At 68.9% G+C, this 15,746-nt stretch carries 14 protein-coding genes; 8 read left to right on the top strand and 6 right to left on the bottom strand.

Going from position 1 to position 15,746, the window contains the following annotated elements:
• Window positions 1–13: 13 nt before the first annotated feature.
• From nhaA to G6N34_RS13685, 4 genes are read left to right on the top strand one after another with little or no spacing between them, the layout of a single operon-like run.
• Window positions 14–1,309 (top strand): Na+/H+ antiporter NhaA, encoded by a 1,296-nt coding sequence (gene nhaA / locus G6N34_RS13700; protein WP_085152701.1) that lies wholly within the window; start codon window positions 14–16, stop codon window positions 1,307–1,309.
• Between the two features lie 28 nt (window positions 1,310–1,337).
• Entirely contained in the window at window positions 1,338–3,251 is a 1,914-nt protein-coding gene (gene dxs, locus G6N34_RS13695; protein ID WP_085152539.1) for a 1-deoxy-D-xylulose-5-phosphate synthase, read from the top strand.
• Between the two features lie 32 nt (window positions 3,252–3,283).
• Window positions 3,284–4,471, top strand: a complete 1,188-nt coding sequence (locus tag G6N34_RS13690; RefSeq protein WP_179965754.1) for an alpha/beta hydrolase family protein — start codon at window positions 3,284–3,286, stop codon at window positions 4,469–4,471.
• Between the two features lie 9 nt (window positions 4,472–4,480).
• On the top strand, window positions 4,481–5,371 hold the full coding sequence (locus G6N34_RS13685; RefSeq protein WP_085152538.1) for an alpha/beta fold hydrolase: 891 nt from the start codon (window positions 4,481–4,483) through the stop codon (window positions 5,369–5,371).
• A 54-nt stretch (window positions 5,372–5,425) separates the two neighbouring features.
• Here G6N34_RS13685 and G6N34_RS13680 read toward each other — a convergent pair whose 3' ends face one another.
• Window positions 5,426–6,700: an HRDC domain-containing protein gene (locus tag G6N34_RS13680; RefSeq protein WP_085152537.1), complete on the bottom strand. Its 1,275-nt coding sequence runs from the start codon at window positions 6,698–6,700 to the stop codon at window positions 5,426–5,428.
• Window position 6,701: 1 nt separating this feature from the next.
• The gene (locus G6N34_RS13675) at window positions 6,702–7,238 is read right to left on the bottom strand and encodes a DUF3000 domain-containing protein (RefSeq protein ID WP_234812943.1); all 537 of its coding nucleotides are present in this window, start codon (window positions 7,236–7,238) and stop codon (window positions 6,702–6,704) included.
• A gap of 133 nt (window positions 7,239–7,371) precedes the next feature.
• On the opposite strand from G6N34_RS13675, the gene hemE reads away from it, so the two are divergent.
• The 3 genes from hemE to hemQ are packed head-to-tail and all read left to right on the top strand — an operon-like array spanning window position 7,372 to window position 10,535.
• A complete protein-coding gene (hemE, locus tag G6N34_RS13670) occupies window positions 7,372–8,433 on the top strand; it encodes a uroporphyrinogen decarboxylase (protein ID WP_085152535.1) in 1,062 nt (353 codons plus the stop codon).
• Window positions 8,433–9,779, top strand: a complete 1,347-nt coding sequence (locus tag G6N34_RS13665; RefSeq protein WP_085152699.1) for a protoporphyrinogen oxidase — start codon at window positions 8,433–8,435, stop codon at window positions 9,777–9,779. Before hemE ends, G6N34_RS13665 begins: the two co-directional genes overlap by 1 nt.
• A gap of 60 nt (window positions 9,780–9,839) precedes the next feature.
• Complete coding sequence (hemQ, locus tag G6N34_RS13660; RefSeq protein WP_085152534.1) at window positions 9,840–10,535, top strand: hydrogen peroxide-dependent heme synthase; 696 nt, start codon at window positions 9,840–9,842, stop codon at window positions 10,533–10,535.
• 4 nt (window positions 10,536–10,539) lie between these two features.
• Here the strand turns inward: hemQ and msrB are convergent, their stop codons facing one another.
• The 4 genes from msrB to G6N34_RS13640 are packed head-to-tail and all read right to left on the bottom strand — an operon-like array spanning window position 10,540 to window position 14,655.
• Window positions 10,540–10,962, bottom strand: a complete 423-nt coding sequence (gene msrB / locus G6N34_RS13655; protein ID WP_085152533.1) for a peptide-methionine (R)-S-oxide reductase MsrB — start codon at window positions 10,960–10,962, stop codon at window positions 10,540–10,542.
• Complete coding sequence (gene aftC, locus G6N34_RS13650) at window positions 10,959–12,254, bottom strand: arabinofuranan 3-O-arabinosyltransferase (RefSeq protein ID WP_109788542.1); 1,296 nt, start codon at window positions 12,252–12,254, stop codon at window positions 10,959–10,961. Before aftC ends, msrB begins: the two co-directional genes overlap by 4 nt.
• Before the next feature lie 36 nt (window positions 12,255–12,290).
• Window positions 12,291–13,850 (bottom strand): alpha/beta fold hydrolase, encoded by a 1,560-nt coding sequence (locus tag G6N34_RS13645; RefSeq protein WP_085152531.1) that lies wholly within the window; start codon window positions 13,848–13,850, stop codon window positions 12,291–12,293.
• A 31-nt stretch (window positions 13,851–13,881) separates the two neighbouring features.
• Window positions 13,882–14,655, bottom strand: a complete 774-nt coding sequence (locus G6N34_RS13640) for a pyrimidine reductase family protein (RefSeq protein ID WP_085152530.1) — start codon at window positions 14,653–14,655, stop codon at window positions 13,882–13,884.
• Between the two features lie 35 nt (window positions 14,656–14,690).
• Here G6N34_RS13640 and zapE point away from each other — a divergent pair, with 35 nt between their 5' ends.
• Complete coding sequence (gene zapE / locus G6N34_RS13635) at window positions 14,691–15,719, top strand: cell division protein ZapE (protein WP_085152529.1); 1,029 nt, start codon at window positions 14,691–14,693, stop codon at window positions 15,717–15,719.
• Window positions 15,720–15,746 lie beyond the last annotated feature (27 nt).

Here is a 15,746-nt window from a genome sequence, read left to right as displayed (position 1 = left end):
TGAGGTGATTTCGTTGTCGCAGCAGAACCCGCGCCGGTCGCTCGGAGGCCGGCTGTTCAGCCGGGGATCGTGGAGTGAGACGTCTCGGATCGCCGAGGTGCTGCGCCGCGAGACCGTCGGTGGAATCATCCTGCTGTGCGCGGCCGCCGCGGCCCTGATCTGGGCGAACTCACCGTGGTCGGCCGGTTATGACCGCATCTCGTCGTTCGTGATCGGGCCCGAGTCCTGGCATCTGGACCTGAACCTGGCCACGTGGGCAGCCGACGGCCTGCTGGCGATCTTCTTCTTCGTCGTCGGCCTGGAGCTCAAACGCGAGTTCGTCGCCGGCGATCTGCGCAGCCCCGCGCGCGCGGCGCTGCCGATCCTGGCGGCCGTCGGCGGCATGGTGGTGCCCGCTGTGATCTTCGTCGCAGTCAACGCCGGGATGGGTTCTACGGAAACACTGCGCGGCTGGGCGGTGCCGACCGCGACCGACATCGCGTTCGCGGTTGCGGTGCTGGCGGTGCTCGGCAGCCACCTGCCAGCGGCGTTGCGGACCTTCCTGCTGACGCTGGCCGTGGTCGACGACCTGCTGGCGATCTCCGTCATCGCGGTGTTCTACACCGACCACCTCAACGTCGTGCCGCTGCTGTGCGCGCTGCTGCCCGCGGGCCTGTTCGCGCTGGCGGTGCAGCGTGGCGTACACCGGGTCTGGATTCTGGTGCCTTTGGCCGTGCTGACCTGGGCGTTGATGCATGCCAGCGGCATCCACGCGACGGTGGCCGGGGTGGTGTTGGGCTTCACGGTGCCCGTGCTGGGCCGACACGCCGCCAGCGAGCGCTTCGAGCACCTGCTGCGGCCCCTGTCCGCGGGCTTCGCGATCCCGGTCTTCGCGTTCTTCGCCGCCGGGGTGACGGTCAGTGACGTGGGCTTGGCCACAGCCCTGCGTGAACCCCTGGTGCTGGGCGTCGTCGCGGGCCTGGTGCTGGGCAAACCCATCGGTGTCCTGGGCACCACGTACCTGCTGGCGCGGTTCACCCGGGCCAGCCTGGACGACGATCTGGCCTGGCGGGACGTCTTCGGGGTGTCCCTGCTGGCCGGGATCGGGTTCACGGTGTCGCTGCTGATCGGCGAACTCGCCTTCGGCTACGGCAGCGCACACGCCGACCACGTCAAGATCGGTGTCCTGCTGGGCAGTGTGATCGCGGCACTGCTGGCGGCGGGCGTACTGCTCAGCCGCAACGCCGCGTACCGGCGTATCCACGAGCGGGAGACCGCCGATGACGACCACGACGGTGTGCCGGATGTCTACCAGCCTCGGCAGGACTGATCTCAGGATGCGTGCGTAGACTGTCGGGATGCTTGATCAGATCCGCGGACCCGCTGATCTGCAGCACCTTTCGCAGTCACAAATCAGTGACTTGGCTCACGAAATCCGCAATTTCCTGATCCATAAGGTGGCTGCGACCGGCGGACATCTGGGACCCAACCTGGGCGTCGTCGAGTTGACCTTGGCGCTGCACAGGGTCTTCGACTCGCCGCACGACCCCATCATCTTCGACACGGGGCATCAGGCCTACGTGCACAAGATGCTGACCGGGCGCGCCGCCGAGTTCGACTCGTTGCGCATGCGCGACGGGCTGTCTGGCTACCCCAGCCGCGAGGAGAGCGAACACGACTGGGTCGAGTCCAGTCACGCCTCGGCCGCGCTGTCCTACGCCGACGGACTGGCCAAGGCGTTCGAACTGAACGGTCACCGCAACCGCCATGTCGTGGCGGTCGTGGGCGACGGAGCGCTGACCGGCGGCATGTGCTGGGAGGCGATGAACAACATCGCGGCGGCCAAGCGGCCCGTGGTGATCGTCGTCAACGACAACGGACGCAGCTACGCGCCGACCATCGGAGGATTGGCCGACCACCTGGCCGCGCTTCGCCTGCAGCCCGGCTACGAGAAGCTGCTGGAGAAGGGGCGCGCGGCGGTCCGCGGAGTCCCGATCATCGGCGAGGTCTGCTACCAGTGCATGCACAGCGTCAAGGCCGGTCTGAAGGACGCGCTGCAGCCCCAGGCCATGTTCACCGACCTCGGGCTGAAGTACGTCGGCCCGATCGACGGACATGACGAGCACGCGGTGGAGGCCGCGCTGCGGCATGCGCGTGGTTTCAACGCTCCGGTGATCGTGCACGTCGTCACCCGCAAGGGCATGGGCTACGGCCCCGCCGAGGCTGACGAGGCCGAGCAGATGCACGCCTGCGGCGTGATCGACCCGGTGACGGGGCGGGCCACCTCCGAGTCGGCACCCGGGTGGACGGCCACGTTCTCCGACGAGCTGATCCGGATCGCGAAGAAGCGCCGCGACGTCGTGGCGATCACCGCGGCGATGCCCGGTCCGACCGGACTGTCGGCGTTCGGGCAGGCCTACCCTGATCGGCTCTTCGACGTCGGCATCGCCGAACAGCACGCCATGACCTCTGCGGCCGGCCTCGCGATGGGTGGCCTGCATCCGGTGGTGGCGATCTACTCGACGTTCCTCAACCGCGCGTTCGACCAGGTCATGATGGATGTGGCGCTGCACAAGCTGCCGGTCACCATGGTTCTGGATCGCGCGGGTGTGACGGGCCCAGACGGCGCGAGCCACAACGGCATGTGGGATCTGTCGATCCTGGGCATCGTGCCGGGCATGCGGGTGGCCGCTCCGCGCGACGCCGCCACCCTGCGCGAGGAACTGGGGGAGGCGCTGTCCGTCAACGACGGACCCACGGCCCTGCGGTTCCCGAAGGGCGCTGTGGGCGAGGATGTTCCGGCCGTCACGCGCCGCACCGGCGTGGATGTGCTCTCCGAACCGGCCGAGGGACTGACGCCCGACGTGCTGTTGATCGCGGTGGGTCCGATGGCCACCATGGCGTTGTCGACCGCGCAGCGGCTCCGCACCCAGGGAATCGGCGTGACCGTGGTGGATCCGCGGTGGGTGCTCCCGGTGCCCGAGGTGCTCTCCGATCTGGCCCGTGAGCACAAGCTCGTGGTGACGTTGGAGGACAACGGACTTGCCGGCGGTGTCGGTTCCACGGTGTCGGCCGCATTGCGGCGCAACGAGATCGACGTGCCGTGCCGCGACGTCGGTGTGCCTCAGGAGTTCCTGCCGCACGCGTCGCGTGGCGAGATCTTCGCCGACATCGGCATGACGGACAAGAACATCGCCCGCCGGATCACCGGATGGGTTGCCGCACTGGGAAGTTCGGCCTCGGAGCCGGAAGTGAGCGAACGGCTCGACTGACCTCGCGGGGTGACACGGTAGTGTCAGCGCCCATGCGGAACTTCTCGCGTGTGCTCGTCGCACTGCTGCTCGGTCTGGCCTCTCTGATGGGTTCGCACGCGGTCGCCGCGGCGACCGTTCCGGACTGGTCGGGCCTGGACGCACGGTTCTACGACGGCCCCATCCCGGCGCCCGGTGCGCTGATCGAGTCCGTGCCGCTGAACCCCGCGCTGTCGGTCGCCGGCGCCGCGTCTGCCTACCGCATCCTGTACTCGTCCACCGACCAGCACCAACGGCCCGCGGTCGGGACGGCCGCGGTCTTCACGCCGAGAACGCCCGCACCCGAGGGGGGTTGGCCCGTGGTGGCGTGGGCGCACGGCACGGTCGGCCTCGGTGACGACTGCACCCCCTCGGCACGCCCGCGCAGCCCACGAGACAACGAGTACCTGTCGCACTGGCTGGACCAGGGGTACGCCGTGGTGGCCGCCGATTACGTCGGTCTGGGCACACCGGGGCTGATGAGCTACCTGAACGGGACGGCGACGGCACACGGGATCGTCGACGCCGTCGTCGCCGCACACAAGCTGGACCTGCCGCTGTCTTCCAGGTGGGCCGTGGTCGGGCAGTCGCAGGGCGGCGGCGCGGCGATCGACACCGCGCGGTGGGCCACCGAATTCAGTGCGGGCTCGGGGCTGGACTACCGCGGCGTGGTCGCGACCGGCACCCCCGCCAACGTCGCCACGTTGGTCAAGCAGGCGGGTCCGGACATGGCGGTGCCGCCCAACCTCGATCCGGTCGCCAACGCCTACACGGCCTACATCGTCGCGGCCCTGCGTGAGGCGCGGCCCGACCTGGACCTCAATCGGGTGCTGACGCCCGCGGGTCGTGCCGCGGCCGATCGGGCTGAGACCGTGTGCCTGCGCGAACTGGCGGACTCACTGTCGGACATGACCGTGCCGGGCTTCTTCACCGCGCCGCTGGCGTCGGTTCCCGGGGCCGTCGAGTACGTCGACGTCCACATGGGCACACCGCAGTCCGGCTTCGACGCACCCATCTTCCTCGGCGTCGGCCTGCAGGACCGCGACGTCCCGCCCGATATGACGTTGAAGTTCTACGACCAACTCGTGGCCAACGGCCAGGACGTCGTGCTGCACACCTATCCGGATGACGACCACAGCAGTGCGGTGCTGGCCTCGATGCGGGACTCGACGCCATTCCTGCAGGGGGTCTTCGCGGACTAGGGTGGCCGCATGCACCCCGAGCTTGAAGCGTGGAAGTCGGCGGGACACCACTTCGACTACCTGGGCTTCGACATCTTCTACCGGGTTGAGGGCAGCGGTCCGGCCCTGCTGGCCATCCACGGCTATCCGTTCAACTCGTGGGACTGGTCGCTGATCTGGCCCTCGCTCACCGAGCGGTTCACGGTGATCGCACCGGACATGATGGGGATGGGCTTCTCGGCCAAGCCCGTCGAGTACCAGTACTCGGTGCACGACCACGCGGATATGCACGAGGCGCTGCTCGAGAGCCTCGGGGTCACGGACGTGCATGTCCTGGCGCACGACCTCGGGGATTCGGTGGGCCAAGAACTGTTGGCGCGCCAGGAGTTTGGACAACAGGCCTATGGTGCTGCGCGTATCACCACGATCACCTGGCTCAACGGCGGCATGTTCAACGAGGCGTACACGCCGCGCGCCATGCAGAAGCTGATGTCGCAGACTCCGCTGGGTGACGTGGTGAGCCCGCTGCAGGGCAGTCGACTGTCCCGGCGCGTGCTGGAACCGACGCTGCGCCAGATGTTTGGCGTCAACACCCAGCCGAGTCCGGAGTTGATGGAGAAGTTCCACCAGATTCTGGAGTACAACGACGGAAAGCGCGTGCTGCACAAGGTCGGTCGGTTCCTGGGTGATCGCCGCACGCACCGCAACCGCTGGGTGCGGGCCATGCGGTCGACGGACGTCCCGATGCGGCTGATCGATGGGCCTGCCGACCCGAACTCCGGTGCGCACATGGCCGCCCGTTACCGCGAGGTCATCCCCAACCCCGATGTGGTCATGCTGGCCGACGACATTGGGCATTGGCCGCAGATCGAGGCACCCGACGCGGTGCTCGAGCATCTGCTCTGCTTCTCCTCACGCTGAGACCGCAACCACGGCGGGAAATGGCAGCCAGTGATTCCCGCCAAGGTTGCGGTCTCAACGCAGAGCAGCGCTGAGCACCGGCACCACCAGCGACCGCTGCCATGGCCGTGACCCGGCCTCGGTGAGGAAGGCCTCGATCACGGACTCGGGGTCCGCGACGGGTTTCCAGTCCCAGCACAGGCGGCGCACGGTCTCGGGGGAGACCAGATTCTCAGTCGGCACCTTGATCTGTTCCGACAGCTCCGACAACGCCGATCGGGCCGCCTCCAGGCGCGCGGCGGCCTCGGGCTTGCGCCGGCTCCAGCGCACTGCGGGCGGGGGACCGCTGTTGGGTTCGTTGCGCTGCGGGGGATCGGGATCCTCCCGTCCCTCGGCCAGGGCCGCCAGCCAGGTCTGGGCGCTGCGCTTCTGTTTGGGGCCGCCGAACACCGGGAGCTTGGTCAACTCCGCCATAGTCTTGGGGTCCGCCAGCGCGGCCTCGATGATCGCGGCGTCGGGCAGGATCCGGCCCGGGGCGATGTCCCGCCGACGCGCGATCGCGTCCCGGGCGTTCCACAGCGCCCGCACCTCGGCCAGTGCCTGCGGGTTGCGCACCTTGTGGATGCCGGACGTGCGACGCCATCGGTCTCGCCGGGTCGGCGGAGATTCGTAGGTGCGCAGGTGCTCGAACTCCTGTGCCGCCCACTCGGTTTTGTGCTGCTGCTCGAGCACGTCGGCGATGGCCTGCCGAAGCTCGAGGAGCACTTCGACATCCAGGGCCGCGTAGTTGAGCCACGCTTCGGGCAGCGGACGCTGTGACCAGTCGGCTGCGCCGTGGCCCTTGGCCAGGCTCAGACCCAGGAGTCGCTGCACCATCGCCGCAAGGTTCACGCGCTCGAAACCGGCCAGCCGGCTTGCCAACTCGGTGTCGTACAGCGCGGGCGGGCGCATACCCAGTTCAGCCAGACACGGCAGGTCCTGGTCCGCGGCGTGCAGGACCCACTCGTCCTCGCTGAGCACCTCCGCCACGGGTCGCAGCGTCTGAAGCGGATCGCGGCCATGGCTGACGGGATCGATCAGCACGGTGCCCGCCCCGGCGCGCCGGATCTGGATCAGGTAGGCCCGATTGGAGTAGCGGAAACCCGAGGCCCGCTCGGCGTCGATCGCGAACGCACCGTGGCCCGTCGCGAGAAGCTCTGCGGCCGAAGCGATGTCGTCGGCGTAGATCGCCAGAGGGGGAACGCCGTCGGCGGGTGCGAGCAGGGGGGTGGGCTCGGGTTCTCCGGCCTCGTCGGGGGGTGACGACGGGCCGTCGACTGGGTCGTCGGACTCAGAGGGTGGTGCGGACATGTCAGGCGCGTGACCGCGATCCGAGGTTGGTCACTCCGACCGGGGGAAGTCCCGCGGCGTGCTCGAGCACCTCACAGAACGCCTGCACGTGGGTGCCCAGGTCGGGGCTCGTCGCCGTCCACGATGCCCGCAGTTCCAGCTGATGGGCCCGCGGCGGTCCCGAGATGTCGCCGTAGCGCACCGACGTGGTCGCGGTGACCGTGCCACCGAGTGCCGTCACGTGCTCGGAGCGCGACTCCAGCGCGTCGATCAGCCAACTCCAGGCGACCTCGGGCAGCAGGGGGTCGATCGCCTCACTGGCGTCCAGGTCGGCCTGAATATAGGCGACGAGGCGCATGGTGCCGTCCCACGCTTCGGATCCCTCGGGATCGTGGAGCAGGATCAGGCGACCGAAGGCGTCACCCTCGGACTCCTCGGGGACGACGTCGGTGTCGGGGTGCTTGACCTCGGCGCCGACGGCGTAACTGAAGGGGGCCAGCCGCTGCGGGGGTCGGATTGGCCCCAGCTCGATCTCCGGACGGACGGCCACGTCACTCATGGCCGCAACCGCCGCGCGGAATTCTGCCGGTTCTCCGGACGTCACGTCGTTTGACGGTAGACCTGTTGGCGCAGCTACGGGCGCAGGCGCGCCGTTTTGGCGGGTTCAGTTGCCAATGGCAGCATGAGAGCCGATGAGTAACCGTCGTGAGCTGCCCGATTCGCCCTATCTGGCTGCCGTAGCCGGCCGCACCCCGGCCCATGTCCCGGTCTGGTTTATGCGGCAAGCTGGGCGTTCGCTGCCCGAATATCGCGAGTTGCGGGCCAAGCACAAGATGCTGGACTCGTGCTTTGACGCCGATCTGGTCACCGAGATCACCCTCCAGCCGGTCCGGCGCCACGGTGTGGACGCCGCGATCCTGTTCTCCGACATCGTCGTGCCGCTGCGGGCGGCGGGCATCGATCTGGACATCGTGCCGGACGTGGGCCCCGTGATCGCGAACCCGATCCGGACGGCCGCCGACGTGGCCTCGATCAGGCCGCTCGAGCGCCAGCCGGTGGCGCCGGTGGCCGAGGCCGTGGGCAACCTGGTCCGAGACCTCGGCGACGTGCCTCTGATCGGCTTCGCAGGCGCGCCGTTCACGCTCGCGTCGTACCTGGTCGAGGGCGGTCCCAGCAAGAACCACGAGCGCACCAAGGCCATGATGCTGGGCGACGAGCCCACGTGGCACGCCCTGATGGAGGCCCTGGTCGACATCACGGTGGAGTTCCTGCGCGTGCAGGTCGACGCCGGTGTCGACGCGATCCAGATGTTCGACTCGTGGGCGGGCACGTTGTCGCTCGCCGACTACCGCACCTATGTGCTGCCGCACAGCACCCGGGTCTTCACCGCAATGGCCGAGGCCGGCGTGCCGATGACGCACTTCGGCATCGGCACCGCCGAACTGCTCGGGGCCATGTCGGAGGCCCTTGGGGACGGCCCGGCCCGCATGGTCGGTGTCGACTGGCGCACCTCTCTGACCGCCGCTGCAGGCCGGGTCGGTGCCGGCCGCGCCCTGCAGGGCAACCTCGACCCCGTCGTGCTGATGGCGGGTTGGGACGTCGTGCAGCGCAGGGCCCGCGACGTCCTCGCCGACGGTCGCGCGGCGGTCGAGGCCGGTGCCGCAGGCCATGTGTTCAACCTCGGGCACGGGGTGCTGCCCGCCACCGACCCCGTCCTGCTGACCGACCTGGTGGCGCTGGTGCACGAACAGTGATCGCGGCGTCCTACTGCGTGGTGGGCGGAGGCATCTCCGGCCTGGTCGCCGCCTACCGGTTGCGCCGCCTCGTCGGAGCGGACGCCTCGATCACCCTGTTCGACCCCGCCGACCGTCTCGGCGGAATCCTGCGCACCGAGCGCGTCGGCGGGCAACCGCTGGACATCGGCGCCGAAGCCTTCATTGTGCGGCGTCCCGAAGTGCCCACCCTGCTGGCCGAATTGGGTTTGGCGGCAAGCCAACTGGGCACCACCGGGGTCCGTCCGCTGCTCTACAGTGGGGCCCGGCTGCACAGCCTGCCGCCCGACACCGTCAACGGCATTCCGAGCTCGTCGGCATCGATGGCCGGACTGGTCGACGACGAGACCGTCGCCCGGATGGCGGGCGAACCGAGTCGGCCCCTGCGGTGGCAGCCCGGCTCCGACCCGTCGGTCGCCGACATCGTGGGGGACCGGTTCGGCGCGCAGGTCGTGGCCCGGTCCGTCGATCCGATGTTGGGCGGCGTCTACGCGGGCTCCGCGGCGACCATCGGCATGCGTTCGGCCGTCCCGACCGTCGCCTCGGCGCTGGATCGCGGTGCGCCGTCACTGACCGAGGCCGTGCGGTCCGCACTGCCCAAGGTGTCCGGCGCCCCGGTGTTCGGTGCCATCGACGGCGGATACGAGGTGCTGGTGCGGGCCCTGGTCCAGCACAGCGGGTTGCGATGGATCCAGACGAGCGTCGAATCACTGGCCCCCGACGGTGCGCGCTGGTCGCTGCGCGACGACGAGGGCACCGGCTACACCGCCGACGCCGTGGTCCTGGCCGTCCCCGCGCCGCGCCTGGCACGGTTGGTGGCGTCCGTGGCGCCCCGCACCGCGGCCGCCGCGAGCCGGGTGCCCGTGGCGTCGGCCGCCGTCGTCGCACTGGCCGTGCCGGGTGGCACGCCGTTGCCGCAGCGCTCCGGTGTGTTGGTGGCCAGCGGCGAGCGCCTGCACGCCAAGGCCATCACGTTGTCGAGCCGCAAGTGGGGCCGGCGCGGCAATGTCGAACTGCTTCGGCTGTCGTTCGGCCGCTGTGGCGACACCGTCGCGCGCGACACCTCCGACGACGAACTGCTGGCCTGGTCGCTCGAGGACCTCGGCACGGTTTTCGGCATCGACGTCGCCGTCGAGGACGTGTGCGTGCAGCGCTGGCTCGACGCGATGCCGCAGTACGGGCCGGGCCACGCGCTGGTGGCCGCCGAGATCCGAGACGGTCTGCCACGAGGTCTCGCGGTTGCGGGAAGCCACCTCGACGGCATCGGAGTGCCGGCCTGTGTGGCCGCCGCCACACGAGCGGCCACCGAGATCGCGGCCCTGGCTTGACGGACTCCGCGCGGCCCTCCTCCTGACGGGTCCGAAAACGCGACGTGGCACGATGGAGCCATGGCTCGCTTGGATTTCGACGAACTCAACGCCACCATCCGCTACCTGATGTTCTCAGTGTTCGCGGTTGAGCAGGGGGCGCTTCCCGAGGATCGCGCCGCGGTCATCGACGAGACCGCGACCTTCCTCAAGCAGCAGGAGGACAAGGGCGTCGTCGTGCGCGGAATCTACGACGTCGCCGGCCTGCGCGCCGACGCCGACTTCATGTTCTGGACCCACGCCGAGCGCATCGAGGATCTCCAGTCCACCTACTCCGACTTCCGTCGCACCACGACGCTGGGCCGCTCGAGCACCCCGGTGTGGAGCAGCGTCGCACTGCATCGGCCCGCCGAGTTCAACAAGAGCCACATCCCGGCATTCCTGGCCGGCGAGGAGCCCGGCAACTACGTCTGCGTGTACCCGTTCGTGCGCTCGCTGGACTGGTACCTGCTGCCCGACGAGGACCGCCGAAAGATGCTGGCCGACCACGGCATGGCCGCGCGTGGCTACAAGGATGTCCGGGCCAACACCGTTCCCGCGTTCGCGCTGGGCGACTACGAGTGGCTGCTGGCCTTCGAGGCCCCGGAGCTGTACCGGATCGTCGACCTGATGCGTGATCTGCGGGCCACCGAGGCGCGTCGGCACGTCCGCGAGGAGACCCCGTTCTTCACGGGCCCGCGCGTGAGCGTCGAGCAGTTGGTGACCGCGCTGCCGTAAGGCCCTAAGGCTTGGGCACCAGCCTCAGCGAGATCGAGTTGATGCAGTAGCGCTGGTCCGTGGGCGTCAGATACCCCTCGCCGGTGAACACGTGCCCGAGGTGGCTGTGGCACGTCGCGCACAGCACCTCGACGCGACGCATGCCGTGCGAGTCGTCGGGCCGCAGGATCACCGCATCTGAGTGGGTCGGGTCGAAGAACGACGGCCAACCGCAGTGCGAATCGAATTTCTCTGTGCTGCGGAACAATTCGGCCCCGCACGCCCTGCACTGGTAGACGCCCTCGGTGTGGGTGTCGGTGTACTCGCCGACCCCCGGGCGCTCCGTTCCCCCCCGGCGCAGCACCGCGAACTCCTCAGGCGTGAGCTTCTCGCGCCACTCGTCGTCGGTGAGCGCAATCTTGGGCGGCGGCAGGGGAGAGGGGCTCATCGGTCTACGCTAGCGCGCTGTTTCTCCTGCGTCATCCATGGCGGATCAATGCCTTCATCCAATCGGCCGTCCTGCTTGGCGTCGAGGTAGCGGAAGTACAGCACACAGAACACGACGATCAGCAGCAGCGACCAGCCGTAGGTGATCTTCATGTACTCCAGGAACCGACCGGTCGTCGGCCAGTGCCACATCAGGTAGCGGTCCATCGTCAGGAACCCGTAGATCGCCAGCCAGGCCGGCCAGTTGCGCAGCACGGAGTTGGGCAGCACCACCGTCATGATGAAGGGGAACAGCATCATCGAGTAGTAGCCCTGGCCCAGGGACAGCACCAGATAGGACGCCGTCAGAAGAACGCCCGAGGACGTGAGCATCCAGAACAGCGGATCGCGGGTCCGGTAGTACCGGTAGAGCAGGTACATGCTGCCGATTGCCAACAGCAGGAACAGGATTCGCAGCCCCAGGATCAGCCAGCCCGGCAGCCCGTAGTAGATGCCGTTGCCCTGGATCGACGAGTTGAAGTAGTCCCGCGTGGTCAGGATGTAGGGCACGGTGTTCTTGACGAAGCCCCACGGGTCGGCCACCAGGGGCCAGGCCGCGACGTTGAACACCAAGGGCACACCGAACGCGCCCACCAGGGGTCGCCACTGTCGGTTCAGCACGGGCAGCAGCAGCAGAGGAGCCAGCGAGGGTTTCACCACCAGCGTCAGGCCGATCGCCACACCGGCCAGCCATTCTCGGCTGCGCCGGCCGTCCAGCGACCACAGAAAGAACAGTGCCCCGGCCGCCAGAATGCAGCCGTTGATGTTGGTGTAGACGAGGGTGCTGGTCACCGACTCGGTGAGAAACATGGCCAGCAGCACGGCCGGGGCCGCGACCGAGGTCAGCGAGAACTTGAACAGCCGCAGCAGAACGTAGGCGGCCAGAATGATGGCCAGCGTGTTGATCGCGATGAACCAGTACCGCGAGGCGTCGACGGGCAGGAAGCCGAACGGTGCCAGCAGCAGCGTGCCGCCCGGCGGATACAGGTAGTGCGGGTCGACGTGGTCGAAGTGCTCGTTGTAGATGTCGAGGCCGCGGCGGAAGTTGCTGACAGCGCGGTACACCGGGCCGAAGTCGTCGGTGATGTAGCCGTTGGTGGCCAGAACATAGCTGCGGTGGAAGACCGACATGATCGCGATCGGCCACAGAATCGAGCGCAGCACGGTCGCGGTGCTCGGCGCACTGGTGCGTGGGCGGAACGGCGCGAGCAGGGCGCTGCGCAGGCCTGTGGGGGTCGATTCAGCTTCCGTCACGAACGGCAACCTACACCGGAGCGCACGAGGGGCGTATCAGGCGGGGCAGTACGTGTCCGTCGACGGCGCCCTGCCGCTGTCGAGGTAGGACAGCAGTGGCGGCACCGCGCAGGTCGAGTAGATGCTCGCACCGTGCCCGATGCCCTGCCACATCACGCGTTTGCTGGTGGCGCCGGCGTTGATGATCGTCGCCGCGGTCGCGGCCACGCCCTCCGAGCCCACGATCGGGTCGTTCTGCACCCCGAGCAGCAGCACGTCGATCTTGAGGTTCTTGGGGTCCTGCGGTGCGGATCCGCTGGGCCAGTTCAGGCACTTCACGAGATCGAGCGCGCCGACGACGCCGAACTGCGGGTACAGCTTGGGCCAGGCGACGACGAGTTCGCGGACCCGGTCCGGGGTCGGCCGGTTCAGCGAGTCGCTGCAGCGGTTGATGAACTGCCCGTCGGTGTCGCGAAGCGCCTCGGCGCGACCGATCAGGTCAAGCAGCGGTCCGGCGTCACCCGAGCGCGCCTCGGCCAGCGTCCGGGCCAGCGCGTTGGTGGAGGCGATGCGGTCGCCGTCGGGAAAGCCCAGCGCGAAAACGATTGCGTTGGTCAGCGCCGCGACCGAGGCCCCGCCCGGGCCGTTGCCGTTCCGCGCGGCCGACAAGAGCGAGCCGACCGCGGCTTTGGCGTCGGGGCCCAACGGGCAGTTCACGGCCGCGCATTGGGCCGCGAAGGCGTCGAGTGCGGCCTGCTGTCCCTTCACCCGCTGTTCGGCCGTGGCCTCGGCGCTGATGGCAGGGGGCAGTGGTGAGTCCAGGACCAGGCGCGAGACCTTGTCGGGGTGTGAGCCGGCGTAGGCCATCGCGATCTGCGCGCCGTTGCCGACACCGACGAGTGCCAGTGCCGGGACGTCCCAGATGCTGCGCAGCCGTTCCAGATCCTCGGCGGCGTGCGCGCTGTCGTAGGCCGAGTCGCCGGGCGCGATGATGTCGGTGCACGAGGTCGTTGCCGTCAGCGTGACGGCCCCCAGGTTGGCCACGGGATCGTCGCCCGGTTCGAACTGCGCCTGATCGCGCATCTCCTGACGGTCGTACAGGTCGCGGCAGTCGACCGCGCTGGACGTGCCGAGTCCGCGACGGTCAACGGCGACGACGGGGTTCGTCTTGAGGATGTCGGCGCCCGCGCCGGTCACCCAGACCGGCAGTTGATGCGAACTGGCCATGTCGGTGCCGCTGGTGAAGACGACAGGCCCGGCGTCGGCCGGTGTCTCCTCCGACCGTGCCCGCACCACGCCGATACGCAGGGACCCGGTGGCACCGTTGATCGGGTCGAGGTCTGCGTCATAGTCGGCGCATTCGAGCGTCACCCCGGGAGCGCCGCGCACCCCGGCGTCGCCGAAGACCCGGTCGGTGCAGTCCTGCCAGGCCAGATCGGCCTTCGGGGCCGCGATCGGAGCCGGTCCCGAAGGTGCCTCGCTGGTGGGTGCGGCGTCGTGGTCGCCGTGGCTCCGGTCGGTGGCGTAGCGCGGGTCGGCGCCGATGATGGGGGCGCAGCCCGCCAGAAGTGTTGTCGCCGCGACAAGGAGCGTGGCGAACTGGGCCTGCCGACTCATGCCGCCAAGAGTAGCGAGCACATCACCCGACTCATGCTTCCCGCACGTAGCGCGTGTACAGAAATCCGGAGTCGTCGGCAAGCAGGTGGGCCCGGCGCATCGGCATCCGCGTCTCGTCTGGGCCGCTCGCGATGCGGTGCGCAGCTCCACCGACCAGCGCCGGGGCGATGGACAGGCAGATTTCATCAAGCAGGCCCGCCGCGATCAACGTGTCGTGCAGCAGGGGGCCGCCTTCGGTCAGCACACGCAGCAGCCCGCGGCCGGCGAGCGCGGCCAGCGCGAACCTCAGGTCGACCTGGTCTGGGTCGGAGTTGGAGCAGTCGATGACGGTCGCGACGTCCCCGAGCCGTGTGGTGGTGGCAGCCAGGGCGGAGCCGCACGTGAGGATCAGCGGCGGCACCTCAGTGTGAGTGAACACCTTCATGTCGCGGTCCAGCTGACCCGACCTCGAGACGACCGCGATCGGAGGGACCTCGGCCTGCCCGCGCGCCTGTCGGGCCTGGCGGGCGGCGACGGACAACTGCACGCCGCCGTAGTTCTCGACGCGGACGGTTCCGGCGCCGACGACCACCACGTCGGCGTTCCCGCGCATCAGGGTGAACAGGGCGCGGTCGCCGGGCCCACCCAGGTCCCCGGACTTCCCGCCGGCCGTCGCGCCCCCGTCGAGGCTGGCGATGAAGTTGGATCGGACCCAGCAGCGGGTCAGCTCCGGCGGGTAGGCGTACAACTGCGCCAGGCGCTCTTCTCCGACCGGGCCGGCACCGTCGAGCAGTGTGAGTTGCGTCCCAGCGTCGGGTTCGGCCATGAGTTCGATTGCAGCACGTCGCTACAGTTCCTGCCATGCTCGCCCCCCATCTCGTCGACCGGCATCCGACGGTGTCGCCAGAACGGTTGATCGCTCAGTTGGTTCCGCCGCCGACGTTCACCGACGTCAGCTTCGACAGCTACCGTCCTGATCCCGCCGAACCGAGTCAGGCGGCCGCCGTGGTGGCATGCCGGGACTTCTGCACCAACGCGGTCGCGCGCCGGGCCGGCAAGAAGAAGATGTTCGGCAAGCGCGAGGTGCTGCCCGGTGTCGGCATCTATCTCGACGGTGGGTTCGGCGTGGGCAAGACGCACCTGTTGGCGTCGACGTACTTCACGCTCGCGGGGGCCGACGCGGGGAAGGCGGCGTTCGCGACCTTCGGCGAGCTCACGCAGTTGGCGGGGGTGTTCGGGTTCACCGAGTGCATCGACCTGTTGGCCGACTACGTCGTGGTCTGCATCGACGAGTTCGAACTCGACGACCCCGGCAACACGACGCTGGTCTCGCGCATGCTGTCGCAGTTGGTGGAGCGCGGCGTGTCCATCGCGGCGACGTCGAACACGCTGCCCGAGCAGTTGGGCGAGGGCCGGTTCGCCGCCCAGGACTTCCTGCGCGAGATCAACACGCTGTCGCAGATCTTCACGACCGTGCGCATCGAGGGCCCCGACTACCGGCACCGTGGCCTGCCTCCCGCGCCTGAGCCCCTGACCGACGATGAGGTCGCCGAGCGTGCCGGTCGGGTCCCCGGTGCGACGTTGGACGAGTTCGACGCGCTGTGTGCGCATCTGGCGACCATGCACCCGTCGCGCTACCTGACGCTGATCGAGGATGTGGAGGCCGTGTTCATCACCGGTGTGCACGCCCTCGACGACCAGAACGTGGCACTGCGCCTGGTGTCGCTGACCGACCGCCTCTACGACGCGGGCATCCCGGTGGTGGCCTCGGGTGAGAAGCTGGACACCATCTTCAGCGAGGAGATGCTGGCCGGCGGTTACCGGAAGAAGTATCTGCGCGCGACCTCGCGGTTGTTGGCGTTGACCGCAGCCGGCATGGAATTGGGCTAGGAACTAACCCCGCAACGGGCCGTGTTT

It is taken from the genome of Mycolicibacterium confluentis (assembly GCF_010729895.1).
Taxonomy (GTDB): domain Bacteria; phylum Actinomycetota; class Actinomycetes; order Mycobacteriales; family Mycobacteriaceae; genus Mycobacterium; species Mycobacterium confluentis.
The sequence above is the reverse complement of the archived record's forward strand: the minus strand, read 5'-3'. Positions and strand labels throughout refer to the sequence as shown.

What these genes read in the sequence shown, in the direction of transcription:
- msrB (WP_085152533.1), bottom strand. Translation starts at nt 10,962, where the DNA reads ATGAGCCCCTCTCCCCTGCCGCCGCCCAAGATTGCGCTCACCGACGAC.
- hemQ (WP_085152534.1), top strand. Translation starts at nt 9,840, where the DNA reads ATGGCTCGCTTGGATTTCGACGAACTCAACGCCACCATCCGCTACCTG.
- G6N34_RS13640 (WP_085152530.1), bottom strand. Translation starts at nt 14,655, where the DNA reads ATGGCCGAACCCGACGCTGGGACGCAACTCACACTGCTCGACGGTGCC.
- G6N34_RS13680 (WP_085152537.1), bottom strand. Translation starts at nt 6,700, where the DNA reads ATGTCCGCACCACCCTCTGAGTCCGACGACCCAGTCGACGGCCCGTCG.
- zapE (WP_085152529.1), top strand. Translation starts at nt 14,691, where the DNA reads ATGCTCGCCCCCCATCTCGTCGACCGGCATCCGACGGTGTCGCCAGAA.
- G6N34_RS13675 (WP_234812943.1), bottom strand. Translation starts at nt 7,238, where the DNA reads ATGAGTGACGTGGCCGTCCGTCCGGAGATCGAGCTGGGGCCAATCCGA.
- dxs (WP_085152539.1), top strand. Translation starts at nt 1,338, where the DNA reads ATGCTTGATCAGATCCGCGGACCCGCTGATCTGCAGCACCTTTCGCAG.
- G6N34_RS13690 (WP_179965754.1), top strand. Translation starts at nt 3,284, where the DNA reads ATGCGGAACTTCTCGCGTGTGCTCGTCGCACTGCTGCTCGGTCTGGCC.
- G6N34_RS13685 (WP_085152538.1), top strand. Translation starts at nt 4,481, where the DNA reads ATGCACCCCGAGCTTGAAGCGTGGAAGTCGGCGGGACACCACTTCGAC.
- hemE (WP_085152535.1), top strand. Translation starts at nt 7,372, where the DNA reads ATGAGTAACCGTCGTGAGCTGCCCGATTCGCCCTATCTGGCTGCCGTA.
- G6N34_RS13645 (WP_085152531.1), bottom strand. Translation starts at nt 13,850, where the DNA reads ATGAGTCGGCAGGCCCAGTTCGCCACGCTCCTTGTCGCGGCGACAACA.